Genomic DNA, 18396 nt, shown 5'->3' on the forward strand with positions numbered 1-18396 from the left:
GCTCAGCGGGCTCTCGCAGGGGCATGGAGCTGTTCGGTCAGCCGCTCGAGTTCGGCCGCCATGGCGGGCGAGGGGTCGTTGAGTCCGCTGTGCACGGCCGTCGGGCTCTTCAGGAAGCGACGGAGCACGGCCACGAGGAGCCCCTGCGGCAGAGCCCGCAACGCGGCGAACGCGCGAGGTACCGGCGGCGTCGCCATCGCGGCGAGGTTCTGCTGCATGAGGTGGAGCATGTCGCGGACCGCGTCCGGGTCGTCGGCCAGCGCTACCGGGCCGCCCGCCGCGTGCACCGCCTGTCCGAGCGGCACCTCGAATGCGGCGTGCGTCCTGAGCCAGGCGTCCATCTGCGGCTCGGCGTCGGCGTTGATCCCGGCGGTACGGAACGTCTCCACGATCCGTTCCAGTCGCGGGGTGGTGCGTCCGTCGGGCTCGCCGATCGGCATCGCGACCCGACGGGTGACGAAACTGCTCTTGCGGTGGCGGATCACGTCGCCGTCCATCGTGCCGCCCGTCATGGGGAAGCCCAGCAGCACGCGTTCGTGGCCGATCACCGCGCCCAGCGTCTCCGGGCCGGCTGCCCAGTTGAGCAGGAACAGCACGTCGCCTTGGACGCCGGCGAGTGACTCCAGCACCGCGTCCACCTGGTGGGTGCGGACGAAGACGGTGATCAGGTCGTACTCGCCGCCCGGGTGCTCGATCGCCGGTACCGGTACCCGCCTGACAGCTGGGCTGTCTCCCTCGGCGAGCTGCACGGCGTGCCGGCGCAGCGCGGTCAGGCGCCCACCCCGGGCGAGGAGCGAGACGTCGTGGCCGGCCTCATGCATGTGGGCGGCGAACAGGCTGCCGCAAACCCCGGCTCCGTACACGAGCAGCTTCATGGCAGCCTTCTTTCACACGTTCGATTTAATCATACGTTCGTTTCATTCAAACATATGTAGAGTCCCTCGTGTGGCGACCCCAGACACCCGCACCCAGCTCCTCGACGCGGCCGAGCACCTCTTCGCCGAGCACGGATACCGCGGCACCTCGGTCCGCGCGATCACCAAACTCGCCGGAGCGAACCTGGCCGCCGTCGGCTACCACTTCGGGTCGAAGGCGGAGCTGATGGCCGCGGTCGCCCGACGCGTGATCGAGCCCATCAACGCTGCCCAGTGCGCAGGACTCGACAAATTGCTCGCCCGGACCCCCGACCCATCGGTCAGCGAACTGGTGGAGGCATTCGCGGGGCCGCTGTTCGACCAGATGTCGGCCGGCGGCGAGGGCGGCTCCCGGACGTCCCGGCTGATCGTGACGATCCTCGGCGACCCGGCCGAGGAGGCGCGCAGCTGGACCGGCCCGGCCGAGGACACGGTCCGCGAGCGCTACCTCGCAGCCTTCGCGCGCGTACTGCCCGGCCTTTCCCCGGAGGAGCTGTGGTTCCGGATACGAGGGATCCTTGCCGTGACAGCCGTCGACCGCATCGAGGTCCACCACCAGCCCTCCCCGGGCTGCACGTCCCCGGTAGCGGGCGAGGCGGCCCGGCGATGGGCGATCACGTTCCTGACGGCAGCGATGAGTGCGCCACCGACCCGGACCTGACAAGGAGGGGGTGGATCGTCCAGCACGGCGCCGAACAGGCGGGGGAAGCGGGCGTCGAGTTCATCCCGGCGCAAGGTCACCAGCCGGGTCTTTCCGCTGATGTGCGTGGACGTGATACCCGAGCGAGCATCCGTCTCGGTGGCCCAGTCATCTTCTTGGCGATCCTCGTGCAGGATCGCCAAGAAGATGACAGTGCGGGGACTTCTGCGGCCCGGGTTGCTGCCAGACTCGGCGCGCTTCTTGGGCGGGACGGAGCCTGGCAGCCGTCCGCCGGTGAGGTGCAGGCCGGCGGTCTTCGTCCGCTCGCCCCGCCCCGCCCCGCCCCGTCCCGCCTCACTCGTCCAGCCGCTGCCCCACCCACGCCAGCCGCAGCGCCTCGTGATGCGGGCCGCCGCCCTCGTGCCCGTTGAACTCGTAGACCTCGATCCGCTTGTCCTGCCCCGCGTAGGCGTTGTACGCGGCGAAGACGGTGGAGGGCGGGCAGGTGGAATCCTCCAGGCCGACCGAGAAGAGGGCGGGGGCGCGGCCGCGGGCGGCGAAGTGGACGCCGTCTGTGTGGGCCAGGGTGTGGCGAACCCGTTCGGCGCCGCCGCGGTGGGTGGCCAGATAGGCGCCGACCTCGCGGTAGGGTGCGCGCTCGCCGAGGGCGATGGCCCGGGGGAAGTCGCAGAGGAACGGCACGTCGGGCGCGGCCGCCGCCAGGTCCGGTACGAGCCCGGCGACCGCGAGGGCGAGGCCGCCGCCTTGGCTCTCCCCGACCACCGCGGTCCGCGCGGCGTCGGCGAGCGGATGGGAGCGGGCCGCCTCCACCGCGCGCACGGCGTCGGTGATGACGCGGCGGTAGTAGAAGGTGTACGGGTCCTCCACGCCGCGGGTGAGGAACCCGGGGTAGGCGGGGGCGCTTCCCACCGGGTCCGGGGTGTCTCCGCCGCCGCCCCAGGCGCTGCCCTGGCCGCGGGTGTCCATGACGAAGTGGGCGAACCCGGCGGAGGCCCACATCAGATGGCTGTGCGGCAGGCCGCGCCCGCCGCCGTACCCGAGGAACTCGACGACCAGCGGCAGAGGTTCGGCGCTCCCGGCGGGCACGACGAACCAGCCCCGGACGGGGTGGCCGCCGAAGCCGGCGTAGACCACGTCGTACACCTCGACGGTCCGCAGGGCGGTGGCGACCGGGGCGAAGCGGACTGCGAGCGGGAGTGCGCGGGTCTCCTCCAGGGTCGACTGCCAGAAGGCATCGAAGCCCTCCGGCTCCACCGACGTGCTGCGGTGGGTGCGGAGCTGTTCGAGAGGCAGATCGGACCGGGCCATCAGGCACCGCCTTTGCTCGGGGAGCGGAGGGACTGGAGGACGGGGGAGGGGGCCGGGGCCCGCCCGCCGGGCCGGGTGCGGGGCGAGGTGAAGTGCGGCCCGACCGGAGCCGTTGAGCGCGCCGACGAAGGCGGACCGCGACCGGGGGCGTCCCGCGCTGCCGGCCGCAGCCGGCGTACCGGCGTCCAGCAGCACGGGGCGCAGGCCCCAGGGGGTCAGCCCTTGGCGACCGCGATCGCTCCGGAGAGCCGCTCGCCGGCCTCGTACACCATGTACGGCACCCCGCCCATCGTGCCGAACGAGGGGGCGGCGGCGCGGCCGTTCTCCGGGGCACTCGAGCGGGAGTCGTAGAAGACGCCCAGGTGCTTGCGGAGCGAGAAGTCCGCGCCCACTTCGGTGATCATGAGGTCGCCGCCGCTCTCCTTGTCCTTGTTGTAGACGACGTAGGCGGAGCCGTTCCGGGTGAGCAGGTGCGGGCCGCCGACGTTGACCGCGCCGACGTCGGAGTGGCGGACCAGTGGATCCTGGTCGAAGGTCCAGGTGCGTCCGTCGGCTGACCAGCCCCAGCCGATGTCCCGGTGGTCGGTGGTGTTGTTCAGCATGAACAGCATGACGTAGTGGGCGCCGTGCGCGGGGAGGTCGTGCCGGAAGACGCGGGCGTAGGAGGTCTCGGTCGTGCCGGACGGCATCATCGACGTCGACAGGACGACCTTGTCGTAGGTGAAGTGGATGCCGTCCTTGGACCGGGCGAGCCGTGTGGTGGTGTTCTCGCCGTGGAAGTAGAGCCAGAACTCCTTCAGGTCGTCGCGCCACAGCACGTGCGGCGAGGAGACGTGGCTGACCGCGTAGTGCGGGTCCCACGTGTTCGACACGATCGGGTTCGCCGGGTACTCCGTGAAGGGGCCTTCGAGGGAGTCGCCGTAGGCCAGGCAGATGCCTCCGGGGGCGTCGTGGGGCGCGTAGTAGAGGTAGTAGCGGCCGAGCGGGGACGCCAGTCTGTCGTAGACGCCGCGCATCGTCGGGAAGATGATCTCGCCCGTCGGGTTGTACTTCAGCTGCGAGGGCGTCAGCAGCGTGCGGACGTAGCTGTAGTCCGGGAAGCCGCCGGGAGCGGCCGACGCGGACGGCGCCGAGAGCCCGCCGACGGCGAGCGCGGCACCCGTGACGGCGGTGGTGCGCAGGAACGTACGACGGTCGAGGCCGGACTGCGGTTCATGCATGACAGGCTCCTGAGGTCGGTGACTGCGGGGGATCAGAGGTAGGTCGCTGCCGTGACGCACAGGCCGCCCAGCGCCACCGCCCACACGTAGGGCAGCGTCCTGACCATCACCTGCTGCGGCGAGACGCCCGCGTACTGCGCGCTCCACACGGTCTGGGTGCTGGTCGGATCGGCGACGCCGAAGACCTGGTTGTAGGACGTCGCCATGCCGAGGACGGCGGCGGCGGGATAGATGCCGGTGGCGATGAGGACACCGGCGATGCCCGCGCCGAGACCGAAGACGTTCAGCGGGCCCCGGTACAGGCACAGCGGCACGAGCAGGGTGAAGACGAGGACGAACAGGACCGCGTTCTGCGGACTGACGGCTTTGACGAGCGGTTCGAGCGCGTCGACCGCGCCGGGCAGCTTCACCGCGGCGAGCAGGATGCCGATTGCGACGAACAGGGTGATGGGCGGGGCGGCCACCTCGAAGCCGCCGTACAGGGTGCGCAGCAGCCGACGGTTCATCTCGCGCGGCCGGGTCGTCGTGACCAGCGCGTACAGCACGCCCGCCAGCAGTGACGGGATGATCGCCAGATCGAGGCCGAGCGCGAGCACCAGCGGGACCACCGGGGTGAGCAGTGCGTACCAGGGGGCGTCGCCCAGCGCCTGGCGGCGTCCGGGGCGCGACGCCGGCCTGTCCGCCGCGGATTTGACGGCCCAGGCGTGTTCCACTCCGCGGCGCCGGGACTCGACCAGGACGTAGGCGATCGCGGCGGCCAGCGCGAACGGGAACAGCTTCAGCATGAACCCGCGCACCGTGTCGATCGGCAGGTCGAGGGCCGTGGAGAAGAACTGCCAGACCGGCAGCTCGAACGGCATGCCCGCGGCGATGCCCATCAGGATGGTGCCGGCCGCGGTCACCTTGGGGATGCCGACGGCGATCATCGCGGGGATGCCGATGAGTCCGGCGAGCATCGCCGCGGGCGCCGATCCGGTCACCGTGCCGACGAGAGCGGACACGGCGAGGACGCCGAGGGCGACGAACACCGGGCGGTCGCCGCCGAATTCGACGATCTTGCGCACCAGGGTGCCCGCGATCCCGGTCTCCTCCAGGAGTTTGCCCAGCCAGGAGCCGAGGAGAATCGCGATCATCGTGGCGGCGAGGGCCGGGGCCCCTTCCTGGAGCACCGTGTCCAGCACACTGTTCTTGCCGGTCAGCGGTGCGTCGGCCAGCAGGGCGATGACCACGGCGAGCAGGACCAGGGCGAAGGCAGTGGGGAGTTTGCGGCTGAGCATGGCGGCGACTCCGGCCGCCATGACGAGCAGGATGACGACACCCATGGGTCAGTTCTCGCTTTCCGGGGACACGGTGGCGGCGAGCGCCTCGGTGAGCAGCAGGGGGCTGCGGCCCAGGCCGCAGGCGGCGCGGGCAAAGGCGTGGGCCGCGAGTTCGTCGGCACCCGCGACATGCGCGTACAGGCGGTGACGGCCCAGGCGCAGGGCCGTGTGGCCGAGCGTCCGCTTGAACGCGGTCCGCACGTGGGCGTGATGGAGCCAGGCGTGCGCCTGCTCGTGGGCCAGGGCCGCGGCGCGTACCGACCCGGGGGGAAACCAGTGCCGCCAGCCGCGTTCGGCCACGAGCTGCTCGGCCCGCTCGACGGTGTCGGTGTACACCTCGACGAGCGGCGGACGGGAGCGGTAGCGGGCGAGGAGCCCGGCGGCGAGTCCGCCGTCCTGTTCGACGACCCGCACGGGCCGCTCCTGCGGCTTCATGACGCGTCCGAACTCCTCGGCCGCCAGCGCCCACCGGCGCAGCAGCAGCGGGTCGCGCCCCTCGTGCGTGGGCGTCGCGGCGAGCAGCGCCACGGCGAGCTCCAGGTCGTGCTCGTGGTCGCGGGCGGCGGTCATGACCGCGACTCCACGACGGCGACGACCGGCTCGTCGGCGCCGCGCGAGCGCAGCTCGCTGCGGGCCAGGGCCAGCAGCGCGTCCGGTTCCAGGACGCCGGACAGGTCCGCGATGCGGGCACCGACCAGCAGCCGCACGGCCGGTGCCCGGACCCCGCCGTCGCCGTACGCGGTGGCGTCGCGCACCAGCGCGGCCAGCGCCTCGCCCGCGGCGCCGACGGTCGTGGTCGCGACCTGTGCGTCGGGGACGCCGAGGCGCACCACACCGTCCGCGTCCACGACCCGTACCGGCCGCCGGCGCCCGCGGAACCTGCGTCGCACCTCGGTGCCGTACACCGTGTACGCGTCCGTGCCGGCCAGCACCCGCACCATGGACTCCCGTGCCTTGAGGCTGCCGGCGGCCGAGCGCAGCCGCTCGGTGTCGTCGGCGCGGTGTGCGCGGTCCTGGGTGCGCAGTTCGGTGGCGCCGGTGGCGACGGCGCGCACGGTGCTGGTCTGCGGGTCGACGGTCACCTCGACCTCGACGCCGTCGGCTGCCGCGCCCTGGGCGACGACGGCCTGTTCGGCCTCGGCGCGCACGGCGAGGATCTGTTCCTGCGTGGCGCCGGGGATGATCCGCTCGACCTGCTCGCGGACCAGCGCGAGGGCGACACCGATGGGGCTGATGACCTCGCTGTGCCGGGCGATGCGCCCCTCCAGTCCGGTGTGCGCCGCCAGATGCGGGGTGACCGAGGCGGCGCCGCCCCCGCCGCCGACGAGAACGGCGGTGTCCCGGTCCAGACGGTAGTCGCGGATCATGGCGTCGACCACGGCCTCGACCTGCTTGGTGCCCGCGTCCAGCACCGCGCGGGCGGCGCCCGCCACGTCCGTGCCGAGTGCGGTGGCCAGGGGCGCGAGGGCGGCGCGGGCGGACTCCTGGCCGCTGCGTGCGAAGTCGCCGTCGGGGACCCGGCCGAGTGCGTTGGCCGCGCAGGTCAGGGTGAGCGCGAACCGGCCTCCGGCGGCGTCGAGCACGACGTGGTCGTCCGGGTCGCCGTCCATCGGACGCACCGTGGCCAGCCGGGCGTCGCGCAGTTCGTCCGGCGCGGCGAAACAGGCGTACGGCAGGCCTGCGATGTGCGCGCTGCGCGGACCCACGCCCGTCACCCTGCCGCCCGCCAGACGCACCATGGAGCCACCACCGACGCCGACGGTGCGGACGTCGAGGGCGTTGAGGTAGGAGGTCTTGCCCAGGATCGTGGCGTGCCGCACGGCGACCTTGCCGCGGCGCACGACGCTGATGTCCGTCGAGGTGCCGCCGGTCTCCAGGAACACGCCCTCGCTGATCCGTTCCTGCATGAGGGCGCCCGCGACCCCGGCCGCCGGGCCCGACAGGATCGTCAGGAGTGGGCGGCGGCGCATCTCGTCCAGCGACATGACGCCGCCGTCACAGCGCATCACCATCAGCGGCGCCGTCACTCCGGCCTTCGTGATGGAGGCGTCGACGAGGTCGGCGGTGGCGAGCATGCGGGGCAGGATCGCCGCGTTGACCACGGCCGTCCTGGTTCTCTTGTGGAGCCCGTACAGCGACGTGATCTCGTGGGCGGCCGCGACGGGAAGCCCCGCGGACCGCGCCGTCTCCAGCACCGCCTGTTCGCCCTCGGGCCGGTCCACACCGAACGGTTCCGTGGCCACGAGGACCTCGGCCCCCGCGCCGCGCACCCGCTCGACGGCGGCGCGGACCGCGGCCTCGTCGAAGGGGTCGGTGATGTGCGCATAGGAGAGCGGAAGCCGCTTGCCCGGGGCGAGTTCGAGCTTGCCGAACGAGGCGAGGCGGCGGGTGAAGACCGCGCCGGCGCCGCTGCCGATCCCGAGCAGGCCGACCCGCGCGACGTCGCCCTCCAGCAGGGCGTTGGTGGCCTGAGTGGTTCCGTGCGCCAGGAAGGTCACGTCGCCGGCCGTGCGGCCGGCCTTCACCAGGAGCTCTTCGAGCGCCTGGACGATACCGTGCGCGACACCGTCGGCGTGGTGGTGGCTCGTGGGCACCTTCACCTGGCCGACCAGGGCCAGGGTCGTGGCATCGACCGCCACGGCATCCGTGAACGTGCCGCCCACGTCGATGCCGACGCGGATACGACGATCAACGGTCATGTCAGTGCACCTCCTTGTGCGTTGACGTGCGTGAGGGAGAGCAGGACGTGGGGGCGTCGCAACGTGCGGGGTCAGTAGCCGCGGACGTCGGGCCAGTGCCGCTGCACGCCCGAGCGGTCCAGCAGCCGGCCGAACTCCTCGAACCGCTTGTCCTCGGCCTGCACCTGATACGGCTCGACGTCCTCGGACAGGCAGTGGGCGGCGAGGGCGCCCGCGACCTCGCCGATGTTCCACTCGACGGGGTGCAGGCGGAAGCAGCCGTTCGTGATGTGCGTGGTGCCGATGTTCTTGCCCGCCGGCAGCAGGTTGCGCACCCGCCGGGGCACCAGTGCGCCGAGCGGGATCTCGAACGGCACCGAACCGATGTCGACGTATGTGTCGCCGCCCGTGGAGGGATGCAGGTCGATGCGGTAGCCGCCGACACCGACGGAATCGCGGTAGTGGGGCGTGCCGTACGGGCCCACCACGTCGATGGCGACATCCTGTTCGACGACCGTGGTGACGGCCTTGATGCGCCGCGACTCCCGCACGTACGCCGCCTTCGCCAGACCGTCGGCGGTGCCGGTGACGTCCGGGCGGATGCGCAGGCCGGGGAAGCCGGTGCCGCCGTCGGCGCGCGGTGCCTCGGTCTGCAGCCAGTACAGCACCGACAGCGACAGCTGGCGTGCCCCGTGCAGGGCTTCGGCCTCCTGGCCGATGTACGGCTTGAGCCAGTAGTCGTTCAGCGGCCAGTTGACCAGGGTGATGTCGGAGTCGAAGCTGCCGGGCCGGTGCAGTCCCCGGGCCAGGATCCGGCGGAACCCCCACAGCTCCTTGTCCCCGGCGTCCGCGCTCTGATCGGCGCTCACCGCCAGCGGGTCGAGGTCCGGATTGGGCACGAAGGTGCGGCCCACGGGCTCCAGCGTGCGCGGGTCGGGCGCCGTGAAGCCGAGGAGCGGGCCGGGCCAGAAGTCCGGCCGGTAGTCGTGCCAGAAGGCGTAGTCGGCGGGCCGCTCGACGGTGTGGTCCTCGCCCTCGTGGTGGGAGAGCGCGAAGCAGACGGTGATGCCCTGCTGGTTGTCCGGCTGGGCCCGGGCGGGGGCGTGCGGCTCGTCGAACTCGCTCTGTGCCTCGGCGCCGTTCGCGTGCTCGACACCCGCCAGCGCGAGCAGCTCCCCGGTCTCCGTGGCGTCGACGACGTAGCGGGCGGTGAAGGTCGACAGGTGGCCGGTGCGCAGGTCGCGTACGGTGACGGCACGGATGACATCGTTGTCCGTCTCGGCGGACTCGGCCTTGTGCTCGGTCAGCAGGGTCAGCCGTCCCGCCGCCCGGTGCGGCGCCAGCATCCCCTCCAGGACGGCGAGGGCGACGCGCGGCTCGTGGCAGAGCTTGCTGACCCGGCCCGCGCCGGGATTGAGATCGCTCAGGCCGAGGGCCTCCGAGCGCAGCGGATACCACTGCCGGTAGTAGGCCCGGATGTTCTCGCGCAGGGCACGGTAGGTGGCGGTCGTGCCGAACTGCTCCACCCACGGGTGCTCGTCCGGCGGCACCGCCTGGGCGGTGAGCTGGCCGCCGACCCAGTCGCTCTCCTCGGTCATCACCACGCGCCGGCCCGCGCGGCAGGCGGCGAGCGCGGCGGCGATCCCGCCGAGTCCGCCGCCGACGATCAGGATGTCCGGTTCGGGTGTCACAGTGCTCCTCGCGGTCGTCATTCGTGCGTCGTACGTGAACAGGTGGTGTGCGGCCCCGGCGGGGCTCACGGCGGGCCCGCCGTCTCACCGGTGCGCAACTCGCAGGCCACCAGGGGTTCGTGCGCCTCCTTGCCGGCCACGAGGGCGGACAGGAGGCGCACGGCGGCGGCGCCGAGCCGGTGTCGGGGGATGTCGAAGCCCGTCGGGACGGGCTGCCCGGCCAGATCCGCGGGCGGGCTGCCGAGCAGCGCGAGGGAGACGTCGTCCGGGCAGTGAAGACCGGCCCGGCGCACAGCGGCATCGAGCGCCCGCCAGGCCGCCCCGGTGTCGGTCTCCTCCGCGACGAAGGCCGTCACTCCGTCCGCCACGAGGTCCCGCACACGCTGCGCGGTCAGCTCGGCGGCCGGGTCGGCGCAGCGCAGCACGGCCTCGTCGCCGTGCTCGATGCCGGCCTGCGACAGCCCGTCCAGGAAGCCCTGCTGGCGGTCGGTTGAGGCGGGCGCGTCGTCGTCCTCGCGCACGAGGACGATGCGGCGGTGCCCTTGGGCGGCCAGGTGGGCGACGACGTCACGGCTGGCGCTGACGTAGTCGGCTCCGACCCAGGCCAGCCCCTCGAGTTCCTCCCTGCGCCCCAGGTGGACGACCGGGTAGCCGTCGGCCACCAGCCGCTTGAGTTCGGCGCGGGGTACATGACGGCCGAGGAAGAGGCAGCCGTCGGCCAGGCGGACCCGGCTCAGGGTGTCCGGCCCGCCCGAGCCCGCGCCTCCCGTGCTCGACCCGGTGAACAGGACGAGGTCGTAGCCGCGGGCGGCGGCCTCCTGCTCCACGCCCACCAGGAAGGGGTAGTAGGAGTGCTGCACATCGGTGGGGAAGGCCGCCGTGAAGCTGAAGACGCCCAGGAGGTTGTTGCGGGTCGCGGCGAGCCGGCTGGCGGCCGGGTCCGGTACGTACCCGAGGCTGGCGGCCGCGTCCAGGACGCGCCGGCGGGTCTCCTCGGAGATGGTGGCGGCCCGCCCGTCCCTGCGGGCCGACAGCACCAGCGACACGGTGGCCTGAGAGACCCCCGCGAGCCGCGCCACCTCGGCCTGCCGCGGCCGTGAGGTGCGGCCCGCCGGTGCGGGGGTGCGGCCGGGCTTGGCCCGCTTCCTGGGTTGCTCCACGCCTGAAGACTCCTCGAACGCAGGGAAGTAATGCGCATTACTAATGCGCATTACTGCACTCTGCGGACTGCCTGTGGCGGCCGTCAAGAGGTGTGCAGCAGGTTCTTTCCGGCTCCGGGCCGGTCGGCCGTCGCGGGGATGGGGAGCGAGGAGCGGTCACCGGGAGACGGCTCGGCGCGTGTGCCGTCGGGCGGGCCCGAGTCCGGGCCCGTCGCCCGCGAGGACATCACCCCTGGTCAGGCACGGGTCGGAGCGCGGTTCTGGACGCGTTGGGCGACGGTGAGGACGAGCGGCGCCGTCAGCCAGCACAGGTACGCGCCGGTGCTCGTGGTCACAAACGAGACGGGGACGGACGCCCCGAACACCGCGGCCAGGCAGAGGCTGCGCACCCGGCTCCGGGCGAAGGCCCGGGGCGGGGCGTCGGTGCGGTACAGGTGTTCATGCCGGATCTCCCGGATCATCAGCGCGATCAGCGTGGACGCCAGGACCTGCACGATGGCGTAGAGGCTGAACCGGGGTGGGAACGCGCCGTCGGCGGTGATCACTCGGGTCGCGAACGGCATCAGGATCTGCATGAACAGCCATGCCAGGGTGAGGCTGGTCAGCCGGCTGCTCGGCGAGCGGACATACCGGAAGATCTCGTGGTGGGCCCGCCAGTGCGCGGCGATCACCACGAAACCGAGCGCGAAGGCCAGGTACTCCTTGCTGTGGTCGGACACCGAACGCAGCACGGCACCGGTGGTCTCGCCGGCGGGGACGGGGAGGTCCAGGGCCAGCAAGGTGAGTGCGATCGCGACGGCGGCGTCCACGAACGCGGTGAGCCGGCCGGTGGCGAACGTTCCGGTCTCGCCGTGCTGGTCGCCGGAGTCGTGGCTGTGGTGAGTCGGCATGGTGGGGAACAGCTCCTGGAGTGTCAGACGGCGGCGGCTTGCGTGGCCGGCCGGGGTGTGGCCCGCTCCAGGCGCTGGGAGCGCACGGCCAGCGTGATCATGACTGCCGGGATCAGGAGGTCGTTGACGAGGACCCCGCCGGTGTTGCCGGGGGAGTGGTCGCCGTTGACGAACCACTGGTAGACGTGGCCGGCCAGGGCTCCCCAGAGGAACATCCCCCCGCCGAGCCCGATGGTGATGCGCTCGCGCGCGGATGCCGAGGCGGCCCGGAAGCCCATGACCGCCAGCCCGAGGTTGGCGAAGGCGATCTCGAACAGGAAGGGCGTCCGGTCGAAGCCGATCGCCGTCGCCATGACGTCCGGGGCGCCGAGGAACGCGACCGTCATCCAGAGGCTGCCGCAGCCGAAGGCGCCGATGGCCCACCAGCGTTGCCAGGTTTCCAGCGCCTGTTGGGGGGAGGGGGCACGGCGGGTCCGGATGAAGGCTCCGACGGCCGGCACCAGCAGCCACACCAGGGGGAACGCGGACTGGGCGAGGTAGGAGAGGTTGCTCATGACTCAGTCTTAACAGGTTAATATTAACTGCGCAACAGTCAGGTACAGTGGTGCTGTGGATGACGGACTCGCAGACCTGCTGCACCGCGTGGTCATGCTGCTGGGCGAGGCGGCCCGACGGCGTACCGATGGCCCCGACGGTCTGACCTACAGCCAGATCCGACTGCTCGGCACGCTGGAGGACATCGAGCCGACGACGCAGCACAGACTCGCGCAGGCCCTGTCGGTGTCCGACCCGGCGATCAGCCGGGCACTACGGCCGCTGCAGACGGACGGCCTGGTGCAGATCACCGTCGACCCCGAACACGCGCGGCGGCGGCTGGTCCGCCTCACCGAGGCCGGCCGGGAAGCCTTCCACACCACAGGAAAGCCGCTCGACGAGGAATTCCGGGCCGCACTCGTCGCCGCCGGCTTTCCCTACGACCGTTATCTCGAGGACACCCTCCGGCTGGCCGAACTCCTCGCATCCGACTGAGTACGCCGCCATGCGCTCCAGACCCCTCCCGCCCAACTCCCGGACACCGACGGGGCCACCACCACGCTCTCCCGTCCGACCGGAGCAGCACTGCACCGGTCTCTGTCGTGGCTGCGGGCGGGCCGAGGGCGGGTCGGTCAGGGCCGCCGCCCTCGACGGCCGAGCACGCTCACACACCTCGACGCGGCTCGGTCAGGGGCGCCGCCTTCACCGCGGGAGCGTGGCCGGGATCCGCTCCAGGACTCCGCCCGCGAACACGTCGTACAGCGGCAGCGACTCCAGGTGGACGTAGCCGATGTGGCAGTCGCAGACGGCCAGCGGGCAGGCGCGGGGGCGCAGAGCCCGGCGGTAGGAGCCGTCGTAGAGGTTGCCCAGCTGGGCACGGACGAAGTGGCAGCGGCGGACCGTGCCCTCGCCGTCCACCGAGAGGACCGACTCGCCCGTGCGGCAGGGGAGGCCCGCGCTGCGGTGCGGGTGACGGCTGTACGGGAACAGCGGGTCGAGGGCCGTCCACCGGGCGGCCTCGGCATCGGTGTAGGTGTGCCCCTCGGCGGCGTTCACCCACAGATAGACCTGTGCGGGGAGGTCGGCGCGCAGTCGGCGTGCGTCCTCCAGATGCTCGGCGAGGCCGACGACGCCGACGCTGTGCCGGACACCGCGAGCGGTGAGGTCGTGGCACTTGGTCAGGAACCGGTCATACGGCGTCTGGCCCGGGTGGAAGGTGCACCACAGGGCGAGGGTGTCCAGGTCGGCGGCGTCCAACCAGTCCGTGCGGCAGCTCAGGTTGGTCTGGATCGCCACCCGGCGGATGTGCGGCTGCCGGCTCAGCTCCGTGAGCACACCCCGGTACCAGGAGCGCACGAGCCCCTCCCCCCACGGCGTGAACAGCACCGACAGCCGGTCCTCGCGCTGCCCGGCCGCCCAGGCGGCGAAGCGCTGCAGCGCAGCACGGTCCGCGGCCAGTTGGGCGCGGCTGTCGCGGCGCTTGGCGAACGGGCAGTACGGACAGGCGTAGTCGCACGAGGCCAGCGGGCCGCGATAGAGGAGCGTCAGGTCCATCGAGTTCATCGCAGCTCCGTCACCGTCCTTCCCCTCACTTCGGTTCGTACGCGGCCATGCGCCCCCGCACGGCATCCGAGAACAACTCGGGGCCCAGCGCATCCGACCATGCCAGGCCCTCGGGGGTGAGGCGGAGCAGCTCGGGTGCGGCCGCGGCGTCCAGCCAGCGCCGCTCGGCGAACCGTTCCAGCTCGGCGGCGAAGTCGTCGCCCGGCTCGGTGCCGAAGCGGGCCCGGTAATCCGCCACCGGCATGCCCTCGGCCCGGAGCAGCGATTGCAGCAAGTGGCGGCGGCGGGCCTCAGCAGCGTCCATCGCATAGCCGAAGTCGGCGTGCCGGAAATCATCGGCGGCACGAGCGGTGTAGTCGTCGATGATCCCGCGTATGCGCCGCATGTCCACCGCGTAGTCGAAGGAGTAGTGCAACGCGGAGGTATACGAACGGGCGCCGCAGCCCAGACCGACCATGCCGTCGGTCTGGCAGGCGTGGTCCGCGAGTGCGTCGGTGGGCGCGTCGGTCGGTGTGCCGGCGCGACGGAACATGCGCATCGACACCTGCTCGTAGCCCCGCGCGAGCAGCCGGTCCCGGCCGTAGCGGTACAGGCGCAGCCGCTGCTCGTCCCACTCCGCTTCGCCGGGAGGCCCGGCGCCGTGCCGGCCCAGGCCGGTGAGCGGGCGGACGTAGAGCGGATAGAGATACAGCTCCTCCGGCCACCAGCCGAGGGCGGCGTCGAGGGACTCCCGCCAGGTCTGCTCGGTCTGGCCCCGGATGCCGTAGATCAGGTCGATGTTGAGGACGGGGATGCCCGCCTCGCGGACCCGGGCGAGGGCTTTCTCGACGTCCGCCCGGCGCTGTGGGCGTACGGCGATGCGCGCCTCCTCGTCGACGAAGGTCTGCACGCCCAGGCTCAGCCGGGTGGTGCCGCGTGCGGCCAACACCTCCAGCCGGTCGGCGGTGGCCGTGGCGGGCGAGGACTCCACCGACATCGGGACCGCGCTCAGGTCGACGCCCATGCCGCGCTCGGCGACGTCGCACAGCCGCTCCAGCTCGGCTGCCTCCAGAAACGTCGGGGTGCCGCCGCCGAAGGCCGCCCGCGCGAACCGCACCCGGTCGCCCAGGGCCTCGCGCACCGTGGCCGCCTGCCGCTCCAGCGCGTCCAGGTAGGCGCCGGTCAGCCCGTCGGGGGCGCCGGTACGGGTGAAGAGATTGCAGAACCCGCAGCGCACCTCGCAGAACGGGATGTGGAGATAGAGCGAGAGTGCGTCCTTGGGCTCCTCCGCCCACAGCGCCCGCAAGGACGCGCTCCCGCACGGCAGCGGGCGGTAGGCGGTCTTGTGCGGATACGCGTAGACGTAGTGCTGGTACGGACGGACGGCGGCGGGTATGGGTGCCGCTTCGGTCGGGATCATCGGGCCTCGTCGAGGAAGAAGTGGGCGTAGGGCACGGTCCAGACGACGTCATGGCCGAGGCGGTGGCCGTGATAGCCGTCCTCGCCGTACGCGGTGCCGTGGTCGGAGCAGATCACCGTGAAGCACGGTCTGCGGCTGCTCGCCGCCGCGAGAAGCCGTCCCATGTGCTGGTCGACATACTCCAGAGCCGCGGCATGAGTGGCCCGGCTGTCGCCGGCCTCCCGGGTTCCGCCGGGCAGGTGGAACCAGTTGGGCTGGTGCAGGGCCGAGACGTTCACGAACAGGAACAGCCGCTGCTCCCGCGGGAGCGCGGCGATCACCTTCTCGGCGCAGGCCACCTGCGCCTCGAAGGAGGTGGGGGAGGCCACTCCGAACTCCTGCTCCCAATGGCTCTCCCGGAACATCCCCGGCAGGACGGAGCCCAGCGGCCCCCGCTTGCTGAAGAAGCCGACGCCGCCCACACACACCGTGTGGTAGCCGACCGCCGCCAGTCCCGAGACCAGGTCGGGCGTGTCGTAGACGAACGTGCCGCTCTCGGTGGTCTCGCTGCCCGCAAACCGGGCGGCGAAGAGCCGCGGATGCGGTCCCGGCGCGGCCGGTGTCGGCAGGAACCCGGCGAACATCGCCTGGTGGGAGGCGTAGGTGAAGCTGCCGGGGGCGTGCCTGCGCTCCCAGGCGCCACCGGGCAGATGCCGGGCCAGATTCGGGATACGGCCAGACGCCGCAGCCTCCTGGGCCACGTCGTGGCGGAGCGTGTCGAGTGTGACGAAGAGGAGGTCGTGGCTCCCCACGACCTCGGTCATGTCCGGCCCGGGAAGTTCCCCGAGCTGGCCGGGTGCGTCAGGCGCAGGTGTCATGGAGGTGCTCCTCGTGTCGGGCATGCCGCGCGGCGGCGAGCGGCGCCGCGCCGGTGGTCACCGGGGCGCCCAGGACTGCGTCGGACGCGGAGCCCCGGGTCTCCACGGCCGCGATCTGTGCCGCGTAGGTGTCCAGGCCCTCGGCTCCGCGCCCGGGCAGGCCGGTCAGGCCCGGCAGCAGGTCCCCGAAGGCGTTCACCTCGCAGACGGCGAAGCGCCGCCACCGGGCGACCGGCAGGACATCCACCCCGACGCACAGCGTGTCCGGGAAACAGGCGGCGGCCCGCTCGGCGCAGTCCAGCGCGTCGTCGAAGCTGCCGCCCGCGGCCCGGATCGCGGCGCGCGCCGCATCCAGATCGCCGCGTGCGCCGCCGAGGTGCAGGTTCGTCATGGGGTGCCGGCTCGTCCGCACGACCGCATGGGTGGCGCGCCCCGCGATCACGACCACCCGCAGATCGGCGGGACGGCCGCCGCCCAGCGAGCTCTTCGGCAGCCACTGTTCGACGTGCAGCCCGTCGGGCGCCAGGGCGTCGACGAGAGCGGCGACCTCCGGTTCCGAGGTGTGGTGCCGCACCCGCAGAGAGTTGAACAGCCGCCCGTCCGGAGCGGTCTCCACGGAAGTCGTCGCGCGCACCCGGCCGGAGCCCGCCACGGTGAGGGCCACCACACCGGAGGCGGAGGAGCCGTGCGCGGGTTTGACGAAAGCGCGGGTGACGCGCGCGGCTCGCAGCGTCCCCCGCAGCTCGCTCCAGCAGCCGACCGGCCCCCTGGGTGCCGGGGGCACGGGGACTCCGGCGGCGGCCAGCCGGGCGTGGCAGCGTCGCTTGTCGAAGAGCGTCGCCAGATCGTCCGGGCCTGTGGAAGGCACCGCGCCCGCCCGGTGCGCCGCCTCCGTCACCGTCCGCACCGCGGCGGTGAACCGGCGATACCACAGGGCCGTTCCCCCGACTCGGGTGGGATCGTCGGCGTCCCGCAGCAGACGGTCCACCTCCGCGTCCTCGCCGGGGGAGTCGATCCGCACGAACTCGCCCGGGGCGAATGCCGGCCGCCCGTGCAGCACGTCCCGCCACGCGACCACGCGCGGGGCGGGATGGCCCGCGGAGCGCGCGGACGCGGTGAACATCGTCGTCCGCCGGTCGCCGGGGACGCCCACCACGGCGAACCGGAGGTCGGTGCGGGGCACGACGCGGCCGGACGGCTCCGCAGCCGTCTTTCCGGCACTCATTCCGAGACTGCCGTGTACCGGTAGACCTCGCCGTCCTCGTCTTCGTCCTGGTCCTCCTCGCCCGGCTCGGACAGGTCGACCTCCACACCGGACGGCTCCAACGCGGCACGGAACCGCTCGGCCACCGGTTCGGTGACGAAGTTGTAGTGGAGGTCCAGCCGGGTCAGATGGGTGAGGGGCTGGCCGTCGAGCAGAGCTGTGAGTCCCTCGTCGGAGAGAGTGCCGAGGGACAGGTCGAGCGAGGTGAGTCGGGCGACGACCGGTGCGCGGGCCACGGCGGCGGCTATCCCGTCCTGCAATTCGCTGTTGCGCAGGCCGAGATGACGCAGCGCCGGGAGACGGTCGCCGGCCAGCAGCGGAGCGAGGTCGGCGACGGTCGCGTCACCCTCGTACTCCTCCACACCGAGCCACATCTCCAGGTGCTCCAGTGCGGGCAGTTCGCTGGCGGCGACGCCGCGCACGACCTCGCCCGGCAGACCTCCGGCCTGGAACCAGAGAGTGCGCAGGTGCTGGTGGCGGACGGCGGGGAAGCGCAGCCCGGTGCCGCCGCGGACACCCAGCTCCTCCAGCAGCGGATAGGCCTCCAGCACGGGCGTGACGTCGGACTGCACGATCCAGGAGATCTCCGCTTCCTCCATCTCCAGGTCGCCGATGAACACGGCGCGCAGAGACGTGAGCTTCTTCCGGGCTGCCACGAGATGGCGCACGACCTCGCCGGAGTCGTCCTCGCACGGCTCGCCCCACGGGCCCACGATGATCGCCCGGACGCCCGCCGGGTCCACGGTGGCCAGGAATCGCTCCCACAGGGCGCCGAACCCGGCGTCCGCACTGTCACCGTAGACGCTGAAGGCCAGCCGCCAGGCCACGGCGCCCGCCTCGGGCAGCTCTTGCGGCTCCCCGGGATCGGGGAAGTCGAAGGCGGGGAGGCCGTGCAGCTCCGGCAGGTGCTCGATGTCGGTCACGTCGCTGATCTCCTG

At 72.4% G+C, this 18396-nt stretch carries 17 protein-coding genes; 2 read left to right on the forward strand and 15 right to left on the reverse strand.

The features are described 5' to 3' along the window. Nucleotides 1-2 precede the first annotated feature (2 nt). Nucleotides 3-875 carry a ketopantoate reductase family protein gene (locus tag A949_RS0113725; protein WP_019356589.1) on the reverse strand — a complete coding sequence of 291 codons (873 nt, stop codon included), beginning with the start codon at nt 873-875 and terminating at the stop codon, nt 3-5. A 70-nt stretch (nt 876-945) separates the two neighbouring features. Here A949_RS0113725 and A949_RS0113730 point away from each other — a divergent pair, with 70 nt between their 5' ends. Then, nucleotides 946-1575, forward strand: a complete 630-nt coding sequence (locus A949_RS0113730; protein WP_019356590.1) for a TetR/AcrR family transcriptional regulator — start codon at nt 946-948, stop codon at nt 1573-1575. A 333-nt stretch (nt 1576-1908) separates the two neighbouring features. On the opposite strand, the gene A949_RS0113735 is transcribed toward A949_RS0113730, so the two are convergent. From A949_RS0113735 to A949_RS0113775, 9 genes are all read right to left on the reverse strand, one after another. Then, nucleotides 1909-2883: an acetylxylan esterase gene (locus A949_RS0113735; RefSeq protein WP_019356591.1), complete on the reverse strand. Its 975-nt coding sequence runs from the start codon at nt 2881-2883 to the stop codon at nt 1909-1911. 215 nt (nt 2884-3098) lie between these two features. After that, entirely contained in the window at nt 3099-4103 is a 1005-nt protein-coding gene (locus A949_RS0113740) for a twin-arginine translocation signal domain-containing protein (protein ID WP_019356592.1), read from the reverse strand. A gap of 32 nt (nt 4104-4135) precedes the next feature. Continuing rightward, nucleotides 4136-5425: a TRAP transporter large permease subunit gene (locus A949_RS0113745; RefSeq protein WP_019356593.1), complete on the reverse strand. Its 1290-nt coding sequence runs from the start codon at nt 5423-5425 to the stop codon at nt 4136-4138. A 3-nt stretch (nt 5426-5428) separates the two neighbouring features. After that, entirely contained in the window at nt 5429-5992 is a 564-nt protein-coding gene (locus A949_RS0113750; protein ID WP_019356594.1) for a hypothetical protein, read from the reverse strand. Then, nucleotides 5989-8121, reverse strand: a complete 2133-nt coding sequence (locus A949_RS0113755) for a hydantoinase/oxoprolinase family protein (RefSeq protein ID WP_019356595.1) — start codon at nt 8119-8121, stop codon at nt 5989-5991. Before A949_RS0113755 ends, A949_RS0113750 begins: the two co-directional genes overlap by 4 nt. A 71-nt stretch (nt 8122-8192) precedes the next feature. Further along, the gene (locus A949_RS0113760; RefSeq protein ID WP_019356596.1) at nt 8193-9791 is read right to left on the reverse strand and encodes an FAD-dependent oxidoreductase; all 1599 of its coding nucleotides are present in this window, start codon (nt 9789-9791) and stop codon (nt 8193-8195) included. 65 nt (nt 9792-9856) lie between these two features. After that, nucleotides 9857-10951 (reverse strand): substrate-binding domain-containing protein, encoded by a 1095-nt coding sequence (locus A949_RS0113765; RefSeq protein WP_019356597.1) that lies wholly within the window; start codon nt 10949-10951, stop codon nt 9857-9859. A 236-nt stretch (nt 10952-11187) separates the two neighbouring features. After that, the gene (locus A949_RS0113770) at nt 11188-11841 is read right to left on the reverse strand and encodes a TMEM175 family protein (protein ID WP_019356598.1); all 654 of its coding nucleotides are present in this window, start codon (nt 11839-11841) and stop codon (nt 11188-11190) included. Between the two features lie 23 nt (nt 11842-11864). Further along, nucleotides 11865-12395, reverse strand: a complete 531-nt coding sequence (locus A949_RS0113775; RefSeq protein ID WP_019356599.1) for a DUF6790 family protein — start codon at nt 12393-12395, stop codon at nt 11865-11867. Nucleotides 12396-12450: 55 nt separating this feature from the next. Here A949_RS0113775 and A949_RS0113780 point away from each other — a divergent pair, with 55 nt between their 5' ends. Continuing rightward, nucleotides 12451-12870: a MarR family winged helix-turn-helix transcriptional regulator gene (locus A949_RS0113780; protein WP_019356600.1), complete on the forward strand. Its 420-nt coding sequence runs from the start codon at nt 12451-12453 to the stop codon at nt 12868-12870. Between the two features lie 207 nt (nt 12871-13077). On the opposite strand, the gene A949_RS33360 is transcribed toward A949_RS0113780, so the two are convergent. From A949_RS33360 to A949_RS0113805, 5 genes are read right to left on the reverse strand one after another with little or no spacing between them, the layout of a single operon-like run. Then, nucleotides 13078-13929, reverse strand: coding sequence for an STM4011 family radical SAM protein (locus A949_RS33360; protein WP_037706350.1), 852 nt, complete (start codon nt 13927-13929; stop codon nt 13078-13080). Nucleotides 13930-13963: 34 nt separating this feature from the next. Beyond that, nucleotides 13964-15337: an STM4012 family radical SAM protein gene (locus A949_RS0113790; RefSeq protein WP_019356602.1), complete on the reverse strand. Its 1374-nt coding sequence runs from the start codon at nt 15335-15337 to the stop codon at nt 13964-13966. Further along, nucleotides 15334-16140, reverse strand: a complete 807-nt coding sequence (locus A949_RS0113795) for an STM4013/SEN3800 family hydrolase (RefSeq protein ID WP_019356603.1) — start codon at nt 16138-16140, stop codon at nt 15334-15336. The genes A949_RS0113790 and A949_RS0113795 overlap by 4 nt, the downstream gene beginning before the upstream one ends. Before the next feature lie 37 nt (nt 16141-16177). Beyond that, the gene (locus A949_RS0113800; protein WP_019356604.1) at nt 16178-17419 is read right to left on the reverse strand and encodes an STM4014 family protein; all 1242 of its coding nucleotides are present in this window, start codon (nt 17417-17419) and stop codon (nt 16178-16180) included. Next, nucleotides 17416-18381, reverse strand: coding sequence for an STM4015 family protein (locus tag A949_RS0113805; RefSeq protein WP_019356605.1), 966 nt, complete (start codon nt 18379-18381; stop codon nt 17416-17418). The genes A949_RS0113800 and A949_RS0113805 overlap by 4 nt, the downstream gene beginning before the upstream one ends. Nucleotides 18382-18396: the final 15 nt, after the last annotated feature.

Origin of the sequence: Streptomyces sp. AA1529, assembly GCF_000280905.1 — a bacterium.
Taxonomy (GTDB): Bacteria; Actinomycetota; Actinomycetes; order Streptomycetales; family Streptomycetaceae; genus Streptomyces.

Coding starts and splice junctions, on each gene's coding strand:
- A949_RS33360 (WP_037706350.1), bottom strand. CDS start 13,929: ATGGACCTGACGCTCCTCTATCGCGGCCCGCTGGCCTCGTGCGACTAC.
- A949_RS0113770 (WP_019356598.1), bottom strand. CDS start 11,841: ATGCCGACTCACCACAGCCACGACTCCGGCGACCAGCACGGCGAGACC.
- A949_RS0113755 (WP_019356595.1), bottom strand. CDS start 8,121: ATGACCGTTGATCGTCGTATCCGCGTCGGCATCGACGTGGGCGGCACG.
- A949_RS0113740 (WP_019356592.1), bottom strand. CDS start 4,103: ATGCATGAACCGCAGTCCGGCCTCGACCGTCGTACGTTCCTGCGCACC.
- A949_RS0113750 (WP_019356594.1), bottom strand. CDS start 5,992: ATGACCGCCGCCCGCGACCACGAGCACGACCTGGAGCTCGCCGTGGCG.
- A949_RS0113735 (WP_019356591.1), bottom strand. CDS start 2,883: ATGGCCCGGTCCGATCTGCCTCTCGAACAGCTCCGCACCCACCGCAGC.
- A949_RS0113745 (WP_019356593.1), bottom strand. CDS start 5,425: ATGGGTGTCGTCATCCTGCTCGTCATGGCGGCCGGAGTCGCCGCCATG.
- A949_RS0113800 (WP_019356604.1), bottom strand. CDS start 17,419: ATGAGTGCCGGAAAGACGGCTGCGGAGCCGTCCGGCCGCGTCGTGCCC.
- A949_RS0113725 (WP_019356589.1), bottom strand. CDS start 875: ATGAAGCTGCTCGTGTACGGAGCCGGGGTTTGCGGCAGCCTGTTCGCC.
- A949_RS0113790 (WP_019356602.1), bottom strand. CDS start 15,337: ATGATCCCGACCGAAGCGGCACCCATACCCGCCGCCGTCCGTCCGTAC.
- A949_RS0113795 (WP_019356603.1), bottom strand. CDS start 16,140: ATGACCGAGGTCGTGGGGAGCCACGACCTCCTCTTCGTCACACTCGAC.
- A949_RS0113775 (WP_019356599.1), bottom strand. CDS start 12,395: ATGAGCAACCTCTCCTACCTCGCCCAGTCCGCGTTCCCCCTGGTGTGG.